The organism is Streptomyces sp. NPDC049915 (assembly GCF_040656475.1).
Lineage (GTDB): Bacteria > Actinomycetota > Actinomycetes > Streptomycetales > Streptomycetaceae > Streptomyces.
On record NZ_JBFAMH010000003.1, the window covers coordinates 347467 to 362801 of the forward strand.

A 15335-nucleotide genomic window follows, 5' to 3' on the forward strand; every position below is an offset into this window, starting at 1 on the left:
ATCTGGCCGCGGCAGCTGCCGACGCCGAGCGGTGGCGCCGGGCGACCGAGTCAGGACGTCCAGCAGGTGTAGGTGAACCAGGTCTGGACCTCGTCGGCGGACAGCACGCGGGTCAGCTCGGCCGTACCCGGGAGCATCGGGAAGAACCGGTCGGCATTCCAACTGCGCGGGTACATCGGCTCCTCCAGCACGAGTAGGCGTCGTCCCTCCACTACGGGGATGTCGTCGGGCAGCCCCTCGTTCCAGATCCGCTCCCCGTCCGGGGCGAGTAGTTCGAAGGCCCCAGACGCGACGGCCCCGGTGCGTCCCTGGGCGGGCTCGGGGGCCGTGGCCAGGCGGACGCTCTCCGCCGACGGTGCGGTGCCGGGCACGTGGCCGCCGCCGACGAGCACGTGGGCGAGCAGCGTGTGCAACTGGAAGTTGTCCCCGATGCCGCCGATGCGCACTTCGAACCCGGTCCCGGTGGGCCGGTGCAACACCACCAGGGGCTCGTCGTCCAGGATCGCCAGCGCATAGGCCAGGCACTTGAGGTCGTGCCGCTCGAGGGCCGCCAGGTCGCGGCAGGCGGGGAGGAGCGCGGATGCGTGCCGACGGCGCACCTCGGCGCTGCGGCACAGCACGGCCAGCGCGGGGGGCTGCCACTGCTCGACAGAGCACCAAGCCAGCGCCAGCCGCAACGCCTCGTGCGCCTCGCCTCCCAGCCGGGCCATCAGCGCGTCGTCGATGATCTTCTCGTCGGCCTCCGGCAGTTCGTCCCCGGCACGGCCGGCGGCGGCCCAGCGGCGGGCGAACTCCAGGGCATCGAGCAGATCCCGGTGGGTGCCGTCGAGGATCGGCTCCGCACAGGCCGCCGGATCGGCACCGCGTTCCACGCAGAAGCCGGCCATCGTCGCCAGCATCGGGCGCGGACCGGTGGGCGGAAAGGCGGGGAGTAGCGCGGCCAACCGGGGTCCCACCGGCACGCATTCGGTGCCCGTCGCCGACTGCAGCCCACTCATCGCCGCATTGAACGCACGCTCGGTGCGGCCACCGTCGCGAGCGGCTACTGCCTGCTCCAGCTCTGCCATTACGGCGGCCAGGTCCGCGGCCTTCTGTTTCCTTCTGAAGATCACCGGCACACCTTACTGATCGTTTCTGAACGAGTTGAACTACGGATCTTGTGCTCGGCGCTCTTGGTCGGCAGGGTGTCCGGGTGCGCGCTGATCTTGTTCCTGACGACCCGTGGGAGCGGGTTGCCCCGCTGCTGTCGCCCGCTCCTGAGCGCCGCTGCCGCTGTCCCGGGCGGCTGCGCGTTCCGGACCGAGCGGCACTCGCCGGCGTCATGTACGTGCTGCGGATGGGTGTCGCGTGGCGTGATGTCCCCGCGGAGACGGTGGTCTGCTCCGGTGTGACGGCCTGGCGTCGGCTGCGGGACTGGACCGAGGCCGGCGTGTGGCCGCGCCTGCATGCTGCCTGCTGACCGAACTTCGCAGCGCCTGCCTGCTGGACCTGGACGACTGCTCCGTGGACGGTTCGCACGTCCGGGCTCTCAAAGGGGGGATCACGTCGGCTCCTCACCCGTCGACCGCGCCCGTCCCGGCTCTGAGCACCACCTGATCGTCGACCGTCACGGAACACCGCTCGCCGTCACCTTGACCGGCGGCAACCGGCGCGACATCACTCAGCTCCTGCCGCTGCTGGACGCCATCCCACCGATCCGGGGACTGCTGGGACGTCCCCGCAGCAAGCCCCGCGCCTGTATGCGGACCGGGGCTACGACTTCGGCAAGTACCGTCGCCTGCTGTGGAAGCGGGGCGTCAAGCCGTTGATCGCGCGATGCGGCGCCGCTCACGGTTCCGGACTGGGCAAGGTGCGCTGGGTCGTCGAGCGCGCCTTCGCCTGGCTGCACCAGTTCAAAGGGCTCCGTACCCGCTACGAGCGACGCGCCGATCTCCACCAGGGACTGCTCGAACTGGCCTGCAGCCTCATATGCCTGCGCCGCCTGCGAACCTCATCCTGAAGCGATCAGTTGGCTACGCGGAACCACCCAGGCCGCACCTCGGTCAGAAGCGGTTGCAGCGACCGCACTGCGGCCCGCAGGTCCTGATCCGTGACGTCGAGAGGCTTTGGCAGGCTCAGCCCGTACCAGCGCAGCCGCCAGAGGTCGAAGACTGCGCTTCCGTCGGCTTCGAAGTCCACATCGATGTCGGTGCCGTTGTTGCCGACGAAGCGGCAGCCTGCCCCATGAATCTTGTAGGAGAGGGTGCCCACGCACCCGCTCCGGCTGATCCGGCGCGAACGGGCCAGGCCCGAGGACATCTGCCAGCCGCTCAAGAGCGGGGATCGCCACCCTCAGGGCCTCATCAATCGCGTTCAGAGCGTGGACGTAACCGAGCACGAGGTCTCGTGCAGCCCCACCCTGTTCCATACGGCGTCATCTCCCTGAGCGCGCGGCTGAAGGGATTGTTCCATGGGGCAGCCAGAGTCTCGGCAGGACGGCATTCTGAAACGATCCGTAAAGGCGTCGGCCGCCCGGCGCGGGTAAGCGCGAGGCGTGAACGGGGTAGTGAAGGCAGCCGCTATGGACTCGACGCCCGTGGGCAAGGACGGCACCACACCCGAACGGCGGGCCACACAGACAACTTTGGCCCGGGACGGGGATAGCACCGTTATCGCCCAGGCACGTCACCTGGCCGCCGGCTTCCTCACCCGTGTCCAGTCCGAACACGGTCTGCCCGTCTCCCGGCGCGCCATGGACCTCACGCAGCTGGTCGTCAGTGAGCTGGTCACCAACGCCCGCAAGTACGCCCCCGGCTTGGTGCTGCTGGACCTGCGCTTCCCCGGCGGTCTGGTCGAGATCGTGGTGTGGGACTCCTATCCCGTGGTGCCCATCGTCCGGGCCGCGGACGCCGGCCGGGTCGGACAGCACGGCCTGGAGATCGTGATGGCCGTCGCCCAAGGCTTCGAGGGGCAGCGCGAGCCGGTCGGCAAACGCATCACCGCCCGCTTGGCCCTGGCCGACGATCCCGACGGTGATATCTCCGGGCGGCCGCCTCAGTAGAGGTGCGCCACTGGTGCTGCCCGGTCGTGCGGCGGGCGTGGTGTTGCATGCGGCTTGCCGACGGGGGCGTCGTGACGGGCGACGGCGGCGGTCAGATGGCCTGCGGTCCCGGCATCCGGATGACAGCTCCAATCGAGCTGAATCAGTGCGGGCGTCGTGGGCACGCAGCAGGTAAGGGCGGCCAGACAATGCGCTCCCAAGCTACGGTCCTTTAGGTCATGAGTCGCCTGTCGCCTCCTTCAGCAGTGGGGATGGGGCGGTGCCGGTCCCACTCGCCTGAGGTGATCAGTTCAGGAGGCCGAGCACGGTGTCGGGCCGGCAGTGCGCGCACACGGGGACCTGCTGACGCAGCGCCTCCAGCGCCTGAGCACGTGTGGTCGGGCGAGATCGGCCGCTCTTCGTGGCCGCCCAGCAGTCACGGTGTGCACCCAGTCGACGTTCTTCCGGTGAGGCCGTACTGGATCTGCCAGTCTGGGGCGGGTGGCCGGGCCGCAGCCCGTGTTGTCGGTTGGGCCCCGTGGAACTGGCGGATCTGCTCGATCCCGCCACGTACAGGGGCGCCGCGGCCGCCGACCTGCTCGACTGGGCTACGGCGCTATGGCCAAGCCGGGAGCGGTCGTGGGATGCCGCGAATCCCGTCCACAGGGAGTGGCCTCTCCTCGCCGACTCTTACGACAAGCACCGTCTCTAAAATTTTCACCAAATCGTCTCACTCGTTTGCCGCGCATCTGGAGGAGTGCGGCATGCGTTAGCGGAGCATGACGAAAGCAAGTCTCTTTTCCTCGGCCCCCTCCGGGCCGACGGCGGACAAGCTCCCCACGGCCCGTGGCGTGGCGCTAGGGCGGTACATCTTCACGCCGGCCTCGGCGTACTCATCGCCTGACGCCAACGGCACCCTGCACAGAGACGGCGCGAAGGTCGAACTGCGGGTCACTGAGACCCTGCTCGGGGAGCTCCTGGTGCTGCTGGATACGGCCCAGGAGGAGCTCAGTCGGCGGTGGGCCAGCCCGGGGCAATCCGATTGCCTCGCATCCCGCATCTGACGGAGGCGGACTTTCGTGAATCACGATTATCCGGATCACTGGTTCGCCCGGCCTGATGAATATCTCGGTGCCTACCAGGACGGGCAGTCGGCAGGTTGGCACATGGGAGCTGCTGAGCCCCTGCATTCGATGACGTCCCCGGTAGCGGGCTGGGATCCCGTCGAGGAACTCACCTATCTCTTGCAGGATGCCGCGACGGCAGACCAGGTGGCTGCCGTGCCACCTCCTCGTAGCGAGCCGTCCCCCGGCATTGACTCCACCGACGACCCGATGGACAACCTGGTGCAGCTCACTGCTGAGTTGCCGCCTATCCGGCGCTTTTCCGCCGGGCATCGGAAGGTGCGAGCCCGCGAACCCCGCTTCACGAGGTTGCAGACCCTCAGTTACCTCATCGCCGCAATCGCTTGCGTCATCGTTTCTATGGTGAGTGTTTTTGGCGGCATGGTGGCCTACGCACCTCTTCTGCACGTTGCGGGTGCACGGGGCGCCATGGCTGAGGGGTGGCCTCTTCTGATCTATGGCCCCTGGATGGTGGCCTCGCTCTCCATCCTGCGGGCCGCCCTGCACCAACGGCGTGCGATGCACTCCTGGTTCGTCGTTCTGCTGTTTTCTTCCCTGGCAATGATCCTCTGCATGGCCGAGGCCGACATGACCTTCACGAGTGTCGCATCAGCCGCCTTGCCGGCCATTGCATCCCTGGCTTGCTTCCAACAGATGGTCCGTCAGATCACTCTTACTCGGCCACCTCGCCAGAGGACTTCACGTCGCCGGCAGCGCCTCACTCTCGCACCTCCGGAGTCCACGAATCTCAAAGGGCATAGACCGCTCTGACTCAAGGACACGCAGTGAGCCGTATCCAACCTGGCGCTGAGGCTGCGGGCAGACCCCGGCGGTAGCAACAGACGAAGCTCCTGGTAGATGGGTTGTCGACCAAGATCAACCTGTCAGGCCAGGAGCTTCGCGTGCTTGTCTGCCCATCAGCGATCGATCTGTCCAGTTCGGCCCTGCGGTTCCTCAGCCGTCACCTGACCGAGCGGCGCAGAGCTATCGGCTGCCGGGGGCGCCGCCTCTCCAGCAGTCGGCAGGCTTTGCTGCTCCTGGCCCACCTGCGCTGCGGCGACACCTACAGCCGTCTTGCCGCGGCGTTACGGATCGGGGTTGCCACCGTCTGCCGCTATATTTATGAGGCCGTCGTATATCCATGAGGCCGTCGACATCCTGGAGGCCTTGGCCCCGGGCCTGACCAAAGCCATGAAGACGGCCGCCACCAAGGCGCATGTGATCTGGACGGCACCCAGCTGCCGATCGACCGGATCGCCGCTGACCGGCCGTACTACTCGGATAAGCACAAGCGGCACGGCATGAACGTCCAGGTCCTCGCCGACCCGTCGGGGAAGCTGATCTGGGCCTCCCGGCGCTGCCCGGTGCGGTCAACGACCTCCGCGCGGCCCGCACCCACGGCATCACCGACGCTCTGAGCGAGGCCGGCGCGGCCTGCTGGGCGGACAAAGCCTACCGAGGCGCCGGCGGCACCGTCCGGGTGCCCTACTGGGGCCGCGGGGAGAAGCTCTCGGCCGGGCAGCAGGCCCACAACCGCTCCCATGCCCGCATCCGCGCCCTGGGCGAGCAGGCGGTTGCCGAGCCCTCAAGTCCTGGCGGCTGCTGCGCAAGCTCCGCTGCGGCACCACCCGGATCACCGGCCTGGTCAAGGCCGTCCTCACCCTCCACCTCGCCGCATCAGCATGAAGTCGGAAAACAACGCCCGCCTGTCGCCGCTGTCGCCCACCCATCGCGGTAACAGCTGTTACCATACTGGTATGGCGAAGACACAGCTGGGCGCGCGCGTGGACGAAGACGTCGCAGAACTCGCGAAGAAACGCGCCGCCGACCTCGGACTGAGCATCGGCGACTACCTCGCCCGCCTCGTGCACGATGACACCAGCGGCCTGCGTGCCCGCGCGGTGGACGCCGCCGCCCGGTTCCTGGCCGACCACCAATCGGTCTTCGACGAGGCCGAACAAGCCCAGCAGACGCCCCCCGGAGCGCGCGCCGCCTGATGGAACTGCACATCGACGTTCCCTGGATCCTGCAGGTCGCCGAGGCGGCCGGAGCGAACGACCCGGCCCCCGACGACTACGGTGTTCCCCTCTCCGCGGTCGCCCGCCACCGGGCGGAGCTGTTCGAGCAGCCCGTTTACGACGGCCCGTACGCCAAAGCCGCCGCCCTGGTACACACGCTGGGCCGCTGCCGCTGGCTGGAGCGCTCCAACCTCGCCGTCGCCGCTGCCACCGGCGTCATGTACCTCGAGGCCGCCGGGATTCCCGTCAAGCCCGCCCGCGAGGACGCCATCGCCCTCAAGGACCTGCTCCTGGACCCCGCCTGCACCGCCGGGAAGATCGCCGTCCTGCTGCGGGCCTGGCCCGCCACCAGCTGAAGCGACTCGGTGGCCCGCCCCTGTATCTTCCGTTCTAGTGGTCGTCGCAACACCCCAGCTCAAGGGGCGCGATGGACTTCAAGATTCGGGAGAACCGGACAACGGCTCAGGGCCCAGGCCCCTCTCCACTGAGCGAGCTGCATACTTCCGGCTCGTGAAGCAGGGGTACAGCAACAACGAGGCATGCCGGATCATCGGGATCAATCCGAAGACCGGCCACCAGTCGGCGTGGCGGTATAGCTCGGCAGCTGTGGCGTCCAATAGGTGCCTCAATCGTGTCGTGTTCGATGGTCACCGCCTGTGGGCGGCGTCTGCGACCTTTCTCACGGGCTGGTTGCTGTTGTCGTCCGCACAGTTCCGTGGCCGGTTGCGTGAGTGGCGGGTGGCTGTGGGGGTGGTGAGGACGGCGAGGCAGGTGATGACGAGGGCGATGCCTGCCCAGCCGGTTGCGGGGAGATGTTCGCCGACGACCAGGACGGCGAGGACAGCGGCGACGGCCGGTTCGAGCAGGGACAGAGTGGTGGCGGTGCTGGCGGATACCTGGGCGAGGCCCCAGCCGAAGAGGACGTAGCCGGCGAACATCGGGACGAGCGCCATGTACACGCCGACTCCGGCGTTGGACCAGGAGGCGACCAGTGGCGCGCCCGTGAGGGCCAGGACGGGCAGGAGGAGGAGTCCGCCGGTCCCGAAGACGGCGCCCATCGCCGCGCGGGAGGGGATCTGGCGGCTGATGAGCCGGTGCGCGGCCCAGGAGTAGAGGGCATAGGTGGCGGCGGCGATGAGTCCGAGGCCGATGCCGAGCAGGGTGCCGGTCGTGGAGGCGCGGCCGGTGTTGTCGGTGGCGCGAGCGGCTTCGGCCACGCAGAGCAGGACGGTGCCGAACAGGCCCAGTGTGGCCGCGGACATCCAGCGGCGCGTGAGTCGGCGGCCGTCCACCACGCGTTCGATCAGGGCGGAGGCGAGCGGGGCGGTGTCGATCGAGACGACGGTGCCGACGGCGACTCCGGCCAGGTGCATGGAGCTGTAGAACGCCAGGGGATAGACCGCCACCGAAGCGGCGCCGAGCAGGACCGTGCCGCGCTGCTCACGCAGACCGGCGGCGTCGCGGGCGATCTGTGGAGCGGCGATGAGGGCCTGGAGGAGCCCGCCCAGACCCATGGCCGCCGCGCCGATGGCCAGTGGGCCCACGGTTGGGGCGAAGGTGGCAGCCGTGCCGGTCGTACCCCACAGCACGGAGGCGGCCAGCACACACAGGGCCCCGGCTCCCGCGGACCGGCCGTGGCCGGTCACAGCCGGTCCAGCACAGCTGCGGCCATCGAGCGGGCGTGCTGGACGCGCTCGCCATCGCCCTCCAGGCCGGCGCGGGCCATCGCGCCCTCCAGCAGGAAGGACAGGTGCTCGGCCGTCGCACGGGCCTTGTCGGGCCGACCGGGCAGCATCTGCTGAAGGTGACCGGCGATCAGCTGCTCGACCTGCTCCTTGTGGGCGCGCACCACGGCGCGGCCCTCATCGCCGACCGGGAGTTCGGCGGCGGCGTTCAGCAGCCCGCAACCACGGAAGCCGTGCTCGTAGGCGAACGCCGCGTGGTCCGCGTAGGCGTCGAAGACGGCCAGCACACCTTCACGGGGACCGTCGGCGTGCTCCAGCCGAGCCCGGTAGAGACCGAGCCACTCCTCGTGCCGGGCGTCCAGATAGGCCCGGACCAGGTCGGCCTTGGAGGAGAAGTTGTTGTACAGGCTCATCTTCGCCACGCCGGCCTCGGCCGTGATCGTGTCGATGCCCGTCGCCGCCACGCCATCGGCGTAGAAGCGCCGGGCCGCCGCTTCCAGAAGCCGTTCCCGGGCAGGCCGCCGTCGCGCGGCGCTCACGTCGGTCTCGCTCATCACAATCCAAACTAGGTAGGTAGGTCTACCTAGAGTACAGAGTGGAAAACCACCGCCGCTACCGCCCGAAGCGCCGCGCCCCGCCCGGCGCAGGCCGAGCCCGCCACCGGCGACGTCGATTGGTGCGCAGGCCTCCGGCCGAGGCGGAGGTCCCCCAGCCGCGCACCAAGGGCGACGCTCCCGCTGGCCCAGAAGGGCGAAGGCAAGTAAGAGCGCGATGCCCCGCACCGATCGGTGCGGGGCATCGTCAAGTGCGCGGGAGGGTCGTGCGCGGCGCAGGCAGGTCTTCGGGACCTGCCCGCCCGGACGGTCCGCCAGTGGTGTCCCTCGGCACCGCACGCACGGTAGCCGGGCCGCTGTCGTCGGTCCGTGCGACAGCGACGATGGAGAGCGGACCAGTTCGCCTTGCAGAAGTGAATTCCCTCGTAGCTGTGACCGGCGGAAACGCTGGCTGCACCGCTCCTGGCCTGGAAAGCACCCCTCCGTAGTTCTCACGTGTTCATGGGGTTTCCCGGCCTCATGTGTGCTGGATCCGTTCCGGCGCGAGCTCCGGGCGGTTGCCAACGGTCGACCGCCGGCGCGGCGGCCCAGGCAACTCGACTGCAGCAACGGTTGGAGGCTGCGGGCCACTCCCTCCGTTAGGCCGAGGAGTGGTGTACACGGACATCCGCTGTCTGAGGGGGCGTGTCCGTCGCCAGTGACGCGGGCTCAGTCCGCATGAGGTCGGGCCAGGCCGTGGTCGTAGGCGAAGATCACCGCTTGGATGCGGTCGCGGGCGCCGATCTTCGACAGAACGCGGCCGACGTGGGTCTTCACCGTGGATTCCGACAGCACGAAATGCGTGGCGATCTCCCCGTTGGACCAGCCCTTGCCGATGGCGACGAGGATCTCCCGTTCGCGGTCGGTGAGGGCGCTGAGGCGCGGATCCTCGGCAGAGCCATTGCCGCCGGGTGGCACGAGACGGGCGAACTCGTGCAGCAGGCGGCGGGTGAGTGCAGGCGCGATCACCGCGTCGCCGGCGGCCACGGCACGGATGCCTGCGAGGAGTTCCTCGGGGCGGGCGTCCTTGAGGAGAAAGCCGCTGGCTCCGGCGCGCAGGGCCGCGTAGACGTACTCGTCGACGTCGAAGGTGGTCAGGACGAGGACCCGGGAACGGCCGCCGGCGGCGACGATACGGCGGGTGGCCTCGATGCCGTCCATGCCGGGCATGCGTACGTCCATGAGGACGACGTCGGGGCGCAGTTCGGCGGCCTTGCGCACGGCTTCGGCTCCGTGCGCGGCCTCGCCGACCACCTCCGTCTCGGGCACGGAGTCGAGGAGCATGCGGAAGCCGTATCGCTGGAGCGGCTGGTCGTCCACGATGAGCACGGTCGTCATCGGGCGCCAGCCTGGGGAGCGAGGTCGAGGGTGGCGCGCACCATCCAGCCGGCGCCGCCGGCCGGGCCCGCACTGACGTGCCCTCCGTAGAGTGCCGCTCGTTCCCGCATGCCCACCAGGCCGTGTCCTTCCTCGTTCGCCGGGCCGGGACGGCCGACCGGTGTGGATGGGCCGGAGTCCTGGACGGTGATGGTCAGCCGTGTGTCCTCGACGAGGACCGCCAGGTTCGCACGGGCGCCCGCACCGGCATGTTTGAGGGTGTTGGTCAGGGCCTCCTGCGCGATGCGGTAGACCGTGAGCTGCACCCCGCTGTCGAGGGCGTCGATGTCACCGGCCGTACGGTAGACGACTTCCAGGCCGGCGGCGCGCACCGCCTCGCACAGCGCGTCGATGTCCGCGAGACCGGGCTGGGGGCTGAGTTCAGGCTCCCCGCGCGGGCCGTCCGGCTCGCGCAGGACGCCGAGCACCCTGCGCAGTTCGCTCAGGGCCTGGCGGCCGGTGTCCCCGATGAGGTGCAGGGCCTCCTTGCCCCGCTCCGGAGCGGCGCCGGCGGCGTAGGCTCCCGCGTCGGCGAGGGTGATGATCACGGACAGGTTGTGGCCGACGATGTCGTGCATCTCCCTGGCCACTCGGGCCCGTTCGGAGGCGACGGCGAGTCTGTCCCGCTGGTCGCGTTCGATCTCCAGCCGCGTCGCACGGTCACGCAGCCCTGCCAGCTGGGCGCGCCGGATACGGATCATCAGGCCGAGCGCGAGGGCCGCGGTCGCCGTGCTGAACAGGAAGAACAGTGCGTCCCAGACCGACATCGCCACCGACACCCGGGCGGCGACCAGGCTCAGCGCACCCGCTGCGACGGCGCACGCCCACGGAAGTTGCCGCAGGCGCCCGTGCAGGGCGAGGCTGTACAGGGCGACGAAGAGGGCGACGTCCGCACGCAGCAGGGCGCCGAGGGACCACTGGAGGACGAACACGGCCGTGACCGCGCCGAAGGCCGCGGCGGGCGCGCGGCGCCGCCACAGCAGCGGCACCACCAGTCCGGCCTGCAGGGCCAGCATGCCCGCCACGGGCAACCGGGTGAACGCCAGGCGGAAGCGGCGCGGCCCGTCACCGTCCCCGCCGATCACGCCGACCGCGTGCAGCAGGTCGGGCAGGCAGAACACCAGGAAGACGACGACCACCACCGCGGTGTCCAGCACCCACGGACGGGCCCGGTCGGCATGCCGGAGCCGCTGGCCGGCCCGGCCGAGCCGGGCGACCAGGGGTCCCATCCCGCTGAGATCTTCGGTGGTCATCGAGGTCACCGGACCATGATGCGGGTCGCCGCCGCTCAGACGTCGCTGCGCAGCAGCCGGTACGCCGCTCCGGCCAGCGCGAGCGCCGTCCAGCCGAGGAAGACCAGCAGCCCGGCGCCTGGTGACAGGGCGGTCGAGTCGTGGGTCAGGGCGAAGACCGACTCGCCCGCGTTACTGGGGAGGTAGGGAGAGATGTCGCCCTGCCAGGAGCTGGGCAGCAGCGAGACCAGCCCGGGGACGAGCATGAGGGCGGCGACCAGCACCGAGATGCCGCCGGCCACCGACCGCAGCAGGGCGCCCAGAGCGGTGCCGATCACGCCGACCAGGCCCAGGTAGAGCCCGGCGCCGAACAGGCTGCGGACGACGCCGGCGTGGCCGAGGCCCATCGCGGCGGGCGTGCCGGAGACGATCCGGCTGCCGATGAGGAAGGCGGCGAATGCGCCGACGGTCGCGATCACCAGCGCGACCAGCCCGTACACCGCCGCCTTGGACCACAGGACGGGCAGCCGGCGCGGCACAGCGGCCAGCGTCGAGCGGATCATGCCCGTGGAGTACTCGCCCGCCGTGACCAGTACGCCGAGCACACCGAGGGCGAGCTGGGCGAAGTTCGTGCCGAACAGGGACAGGCTCGCGGCCGTCGCGGTGGCGAAGTCGCGGTCCATGTGCCGGCCGGAGCCGAGGCTGGACTTGTAGTGGCTCGCGGCGATGACGCCGAAGACCACGAGGAACAGCAGGCCCAGGCCGAGGGTGATCCACGTGGAGCGCAGGGACCAGAGCTTGGCCCACTCGGAGGACAGCACGCGCCGTCCGGTCACCCGGTACACGGGCCGTTCGGGCGCCGTCGGGGCGGTCTCGGGGATTTCGGGGGTTGCCGTGAGGGTGCTCATGCCGCGCTCCCGGAGGTCTCGGTGCCGGTGGTGGTGCCGTGGTACTCGACGGCATCACGGGTCAGTTCCATGAACGCCTCCTCCAGCGACACCGCCTTCGTGGTCAGCTCGAACAGGGGGATCGCGTGCTCGGCGGCCTTCAGGCCGATCTCACGGGCGGACATACCGGTGACCTGCAGTTCCTCTGAGCCGATGCGACCGGCGATCTCCACACCCGGCCCGGCCAGCACGTCCCGCAGCCGCGCGGGGTCGTCGGTCGCGACGCGTACGGTGTCGCCGCCGGCTTCCCGGACCAGGTCCTGCACGGTCGTGTCGGCCAGCAGCCGTCCCCGCCCGACGATGATCAGGTGATCGGCCACGAGTGCCACCTCGCTCATCAGATGCGAGGAGACGAAGACCGTGCGCCCCTCGGCCGCGAGGGCGGTGAGCAGGTTCCGGATCCAGAGGACGCCCTCGGGGTCCAGGCCGTTGACGGGCTCGTCCAGCATCACCGTCTGCGGGTCGCCGAGCAGGGCGGCGGCGATGCCGAGCCGCTGGCCCATGCCTAGGGAGAAGGCGCCGGCCCGCTTGTTCGCGACGCTGCCGAGACCGGCGAGTTCGACGACCTCGTCGACCCGGCGGCGCGGGATGCCGTGGGTGAGCGCGAGCGCCCGGAGGTGGTTGTGGGCCGAGCGGCCCGGGTGGATCGACTTCGCCTCCAGCAGCGCCCCGACCTCTTGGAGCGGCGCCTCGTGGCGGGCGTAGCGCTGTCCGTTCACGGTGACGGAGCCGCTGGTCGGCGCGTCCAGTCCGACGATCATGCGCATCGTCGTGGACTTGCCCGCACCGTTGGGCCCCAGGAAGCCGGTGACCGTGCCGGGCTTCACGGTGAAGTCCAGACCGTCGACGGCTGTCTTCTCCCCGTACCTCTTGGTGAGCTGCTGTGCCTCGATCATTCGCACCTCTCTCGGAATGCGGCGCCCGAAACGCCTGGCGCCTTCTCCCTCACGCTAAGTCCGTGACCTGCGGAATCCGGTGGTACCAGAGGGCTGAACAGCGCCGGGCAGGTGGTACTGGGGTATGACGACCCGGTGGTGCGCACGGAGCGAGCGTGAGGTTGCGCGGCCGGCCCGATGGCCGGTCAGGGGTCCGGCGGGGGCGAACAGCGGGTGCGAGGCCGCCGGCGGCTCACCACTCGGCCGGCGGCCGTTTTCTGCAGCAGACCGTAGGCGAGGACGGGTAGGAGCAACTGCGGTTTGCGGGCAGCGTGGTGGGTGATCAGAACGGCGCTCGCGCTGCTGTCGTTCATGCCGCAGGCGAGCGTGAGTGACGAGGCCCCCGGGGCGTCCGGTCTCAGTAGGCGTGCGGCGGCGTTGCCGACCGTGAACGACAGCAGGCAGACGCTCGCCGTCACGGTCAACGCGGCGGCGAGCAGCAGAGGGCGCGGGCGGGCCAGGAAGGAGCCGAGGCGCCGCAGGCGTTGACGTAGGTAAGGACGAGCGAGCCGACCAGGGCGACCGGCTCGATGACGCCGAGTACCGGCTCAGCCACGGCGCGGGCAGTGCCAGACGGCACAGAGTGCCGGCCGCGCAGGGCAGGACCGCGCCGATCAGGGCGAATCCGCCAGGGGCGGTGTGCGCGGCCCCGGCGAGCGTGCCCGCGTAACCATCGCTGAGCAGCGGCAGCAGGCTGCCGATGAGCAGGGGAAGGGTGAGCGGGCTGAGGAAGGTGGAGGCGAGGACGAGCCCCACCATGGTCGGCTGGTCGCCGTCCCCCTTGCCGGTCCACACGGTGGCTCCGGCGCCGACGGCCATCGCCGTGATGAGGATCATCGCCGTCACCAGGCCGCTGACGCCGTCGGTATCGGGGGTCTGGCGGAGCAGGGACGCGACGCCGGGGATGGCCAGTAGCGGAGTCCAGGCGCCGGGCAGAGCGAGTCGCGCTTTACGACAGGCTCGCCGTCCGTTACGAAGCAACCGTGCTGGTCGCAGTCGTCAACGAGTGGCTATGACCAGCAGCCGTCCCAGTACCCACAGGGCCTGTCCGGTTGATCCTCCCGGATGCTCATCGAGTCGGAGCCGGGTCACTGACCACCCGAGTCGTCTGGCTCGACCACTCGGAAGCGTTCCGCAACGACAAGAGTGCCGTCATCAATGACTGGGGTGCGTCCCAGGTACTCGCTCACGCCATCGCTCCGGAAGAACTCTTCGTGGGCTGCCCGCCACTCGGCCACGTCGGAGTATCCGCGTCCCTCGGCTCGCGCGAAGTCGTCGTCGATATCCTTCATGGGAACGACGCGCACGTCGACGAGCTCGATCGTGACGGCCGGACGACCTTCGGAATCAAGCACCGAGAATCGCTGGCCGGTCACCGGTACTGCCTCTCCGGTGTGCTCGTAGATCTCCAGGAGACCCGTGAGCGCGGTCTTCTGACCGTTCAGGATCGCCGCCACACCACGGTCACGTTCCGGACCCGGGAAGGCGAGTTCAAGGGTCGGAAGATCGTCATGTTCCATCGAGCGAGGGTATGAAGCCCAGCCGCGCTGATCAAGGGCCACCCCTCCGCTCGCTCCCGAACCCACAGTAAGCACGTTCACAACACGCCCTTACCGTAGGCCGTGTTTGAGAACCTGCTGATCTGCTTGTTCGGCCGTCCGGGGAAGTCTCGGGCGGCTATCCAGCTGGTGAGGTCGCGGGCAATTCGGCTGAGAAGTCAGCCACCCCACGGCCCCGCCGCACAGGCTGAAGATCAAGCTGGACCCATCCCTGTCCCCACGGGTGTGAACCGTCAAGAACGGGAAGGAAACCGGCGGGAGCCGGGAGAGCGGGGGAGGCGCTGTGGGTAGCGAGATCTTGGACAAGTTCCAGTACAGCATCACGCACACCTACGTCACGCGGCACGTCGGTGACAGCACACAGACGGCGACGTTGGTCAGCGCGGAGGTGGGCAGCCTGGACCGGTTCGCCGAGCGGCCGAGCGAGATGAGCGTGTTCTGCGAGCACTGCGAGGCGCGGCTGCGGGTCGTTCTCCGGTCCACGGCCCACGTACGGCAGCGGCGGCGCATGCACCGGCTGCTGTGGCCGGTGTGGGCCCTGCTGGCCGTGTTGAGCGGCTGGGGTCTGGTGCATGTGCTGCGGACCGGCGACGGCCTGGGGTACGACGACACCTTCGGCTTGATGTTCACCGCGGCCGCGACCGTCCTGCTCGGGTACGGCACCCTGCGCAGCCTGGTACTGACCCAGGGCTTCGACACCCCCGAGGTGACCAGGACGGACGATCGGGAGCCGTACGGGGTTCACCACAGCTGGACCACGCCCCGGCAGGCAGAGGCCGAGGACCGTAGGTCATGAGGCGGTCGACCACCACGCCCCACGACGCATGATCAGCCCGCCCCCTGGTG

At 69.7% G+C, this 15335-nt stretch carries 16 protein-coding genes and 3 pseudogenes; 7 read left to right on the top strand and 12 right to left on the bottom strand.

The features are described from left to right. Positions 1–50: 50 nt before the first annotated feature. On the bottom strand, positions 51–1112 hold the full coding sequence (locus AB0J12_RS06445; protein WP_363263057.1) for a hypothetical protein: 1062 nt from the start codon (positions 1110–1112) through the stop codon (positions 51–53). Between the two features lie 80 nt (positions 1113–1192). On the opposite strand from AB0J12_RS06445, the pseudogene AB0J12_RS06450 reads away from it, so the two are divergent. After that, a pseudogene (locus AB0J12_RS06450) lies at positions 1193–1999 on the top strand (IS5 family transposase). A gap of 5 nt (positions 2000–2004) precedes the next feature. On the opposite strand, the gene AB0J12_RS06455 reads toward AB0J12_RS06450, so the two are convergent. Then, on the bottom strand, positions 2005–2250 hold the full coding sequence (locus tag AB0J12_RS06455; RefSeq protein ID WP_363263058.1) for a hypothetical protein: 246 nt from the start codon (positions 2248–2250) through the stop codon (positions 2005–2007). A gap of 310 nt (positions 2251–2560) precedes the next feature. Between AB0J12_RS06455 and AB0J12_RS06460 the strand changes: the two genes are divergently transcribed. Beyond that, positions 2561–3040 (top strand): ATP-binding protein, encoded by a 480-nt coding sequence (locus AB0J12_RS06460; protein ID WP_363263059.1) that lies wholly within the window; start codon positions 2561–2563, stop codon positions 3038–3040. A gap of 285 nt (positions 3041–3325) precedes the next feature. On the opposite strand, the gene AB0J12_RS06465 is transcribed toward AB0J12_RS06460, so the two are convergent. Beyond that, the gene (locus tag AB0J12_RS06465) at positions 3326–3589 is read right to left on the bottom strand and encodes a DUF6233 domain-containing protein (RefSeq protein ID WP_363263060.1); all 264 of its coding nucleotides are present in this window, start codon (positions 3587–3589) and stop codon (positions 3326–3328) included. A gap of 509 nt (positions 3590–4098) precedes the next feature. On the opposite strand from AB0J12_RS06465, the gene AB0J12_RS06470 reads away from it, so the two are divergent. The 4 genes and pseudogenes from AB0J12_RS06470 (at position 4099) to AB0J12_RS06485 (ending at position 6517) form a co-directional block, all read left to right on the top strand. Further along, complete coding sequence (locus AB0J12_RS06470) at positions 4099–4914, top strand: DUF2637 domain-containing protein (RefSeq protein WP_363263061.1); 816 nt, start codon at positions 4099–4101, stop codon at positions 4912–4914. A 131-nt stretch (positions 4915–5045) separates the two neighbouring features. Continuing rightward, positions 5046–5829, top strand: a pseudogene (locus tag AB0J12_RS06475) (transposase family protein). 71 nt (positions 5830–5900) lie between these two features. Beyond that, positions 5901–6140, top strand: coding sequence for a hypothetical protein (locus tag AB0J12_RS06480; RefSeq protein ID WP_133931978.1), 240 nt, complete (start codon positions 5901–5903; stop codon positions 6138–6140). Continuing rightward, a complete protein-coding gene (locus tag AB0J12_RS06485; protein WP_363263062.1) occupies positions 6140–6517 on the top strand; it encodes a fic family toxin-antitoxin system, toxin component in 378 nt (125 codons plus the stop codon). The genes AB0J12_RS06480 and AB0J12_RS06485 overlap by 1 nt, the downstream gene beginning before the upstream one ends. Positions 6518–6808: 291 nt before the next feature. On the opposite strand, the gene AB0J12_RS06490 is transcribed toward AB0J12_RS06485, so the two are convergent. The 9 genes and pseudogenes from AB0J12_RS06490 to AB0J12_RS06530 all read right to left on the bottom strand — a co-directional run bounded on the left by AB0J12_RS06490 (position 6809) and on the right by AB0J12_RS06530 (position 14450). Next, positions 6809–7807, bottom strand: a complete 999-nt coding sequence (locus AB0J12_RS06490) for a DMT family transporter (protein ID WP_363263063.1) — start codon at positions 7805–7807, stop codon at positions 6809–6811. Next, the gene (locus AB0J12_RS06495) at positions 7804–8400 is read right to left on the bottom strand and encodes a TetR/AcrR family transcriptional regulator (RefSeq protein WP_363263064.1); all 597 of its coding nucleotides are present in this window, start codon (positions 8398–8400) and stop codon (positions 7804–7806) included. Before AB0J12_RS06495 ends, AB0J12_RS06490 begins: the two co-directional genes overlap by 4 nt. A 708-nt stretch (positions 8401–9108) precedes the next feature. Next, positions 9109–9777 carry a response regulator transcription factor gene (locus AB0J12_RS06500; protein ID WP_363263065.1) on the bottom strand — a complete coding sequence of 223 codons (669 nt, stop codon included), beginning with the start codon at positions 9775–9777 and terminating at the stop codon, positions 9109–9111. Beyond that, positions 9774–11069 (bottom strand): histidine kinase, encoded by a 1296-nt coding sequence (locus tag AB0J12_RS06505; protein ID WP_363263066.1) that lies wholly within the window; start codon positions 11067–11069, stop codon positions 9774–9776. Before AB0J12_RS06505 ends, AB0J12_RS06500 begins: the two co-directional genes overlap by 4 nt. A gap of 35 nt (positions 11070–11104) precedes the next feature. Continuing rightward, positions 11105–11956, bottom strand: coding sequence for an ABC transporter permease (locus AB0J12_RS06510; RefSeq protein ID WP_363263067.1), 852 nt, complete (start codon positions 11954–11956; stop codon positions 11105–11107). Beyond that, entirely contained in the window at positions 11953–12891 is a 939-nt protein-coding gene (locus tag AB0J12_RS06515; RefSeq protein ID WP_363263068.1) for an ATP-binding cassette domain-containing protein, read from the bottom strand. Before AB0J12_RS06515 ends, AB0J12_RS06510 begins: the two co-directional genes overlap by 4 nt. Positions 12892–13351: 460 nt before the next feature. Further along, positions 13352–13486, bottom strand: a complete 135-nt coding sequence (locus AB0J12_RS06520; RefSeq protein WP_363263235.1) for a hypothetical protein — start codon at positions 13484–13486, stop codon at positions 13352–13354. A gap of 44 nt (positions 13487–13530) precedes the next feature. Then, positions 13531–13911: pseudogene (locus AB0J12_RS06525) on the bottom strand (sodium-dependent transporter); the annotation flags it as partial. 107 nt (positions 13912–14018) lie between these two features. Continuing rightward, a complete protein-coding gene (locus tag AB0J12_RS06530; protein ID WP_363263069.1) occupies positions 14019–14450 on the bottom strand; it encodes an ASCH domain-containing protein in 432 nt (143 codons plus the stop codon). Between the two features lie 322 nt (positions 14451–14772). Here AB0J12_RS06530 and AB0J12_RS06535 point away from each other — a divergent pair, with 322 nt between their 5' ends. Further along, positions 14773–15285 (top strand): hypothetical protein, encoded by a 513-nt coding sequence (locus AB0J12_RS06535; RefSeq protein ID WP_363263070.1) that lies wholly within the window; start codon positions 14773–14775, stop codon positions 15283–15285. The last annotated feature ends 50 nt before the right edge of the window (positions 15286–15335 follow it).

Coding starts and splice junctions, on each gene's coding strand:
- AB0J12_RS06480 (WP_133931978.1), top strand. CDS start 5,901: ATGGCGAAGACACAGCTGGGCGCGCGCGTGGACGAAGACGTCGCAGAA.
- AB0J12_RS06500 (WP_363263065.1), bottom strand. CDS start 9,777: ATGACGACCGTGCTCATCGTGGACGACCAGCCGCTCCAGCGATACGGC.
- AB0J12_RS06515 (WP_363263068.1), bottom strand. CDS start 12,891: ATGATCGAGGCACAGCAGCTCACCAAGAGGTACGGGGAGAAGACAGCC.
- AB0J12_RS06485 (WP_363263062.1), top strand. CDS start 6,140: ATGGAACTGCACATCGACGTTCCCTGGATCCTGCAGGTCGCCGAGGCG.
- AB0J12_RS06460 (WP_363263059.1), top strand. CDS start 2,561: ATGGACTCGACGCCCGTGGGCAAGGACGGCACCACACCCGAACGGCGG.
- AB0J12_RS06495 (WP_363263064.1), bottom strand. CDS start 8,400: ATGAGCGAGACCGACGTGAGCGCCGCGCGACGGCGGCCTGCCCGGGAA.
- AB0J12_RS06505 (WP_363263066.1), bottom strand. CDS start 11,069: ATGACCACCGAAGATCTCAGCGGGATGGGACCCCTGGTCGCCCGGCTC.
- AB0J12_RS06510 (WP_363263067.1), bottom strand. CDS start 11,956: ATGAGCACCCTCACGGCAACCCCCGAAATCCCCGAGACCGCCCCGACG.
- AB0J12_RS06530 (WP_363263069.1), bottom strand. CDS start 14,450: ATGGAACATGACGATCTTCCGACCCTTGAACTCGCCTTCCCGGGTCCG.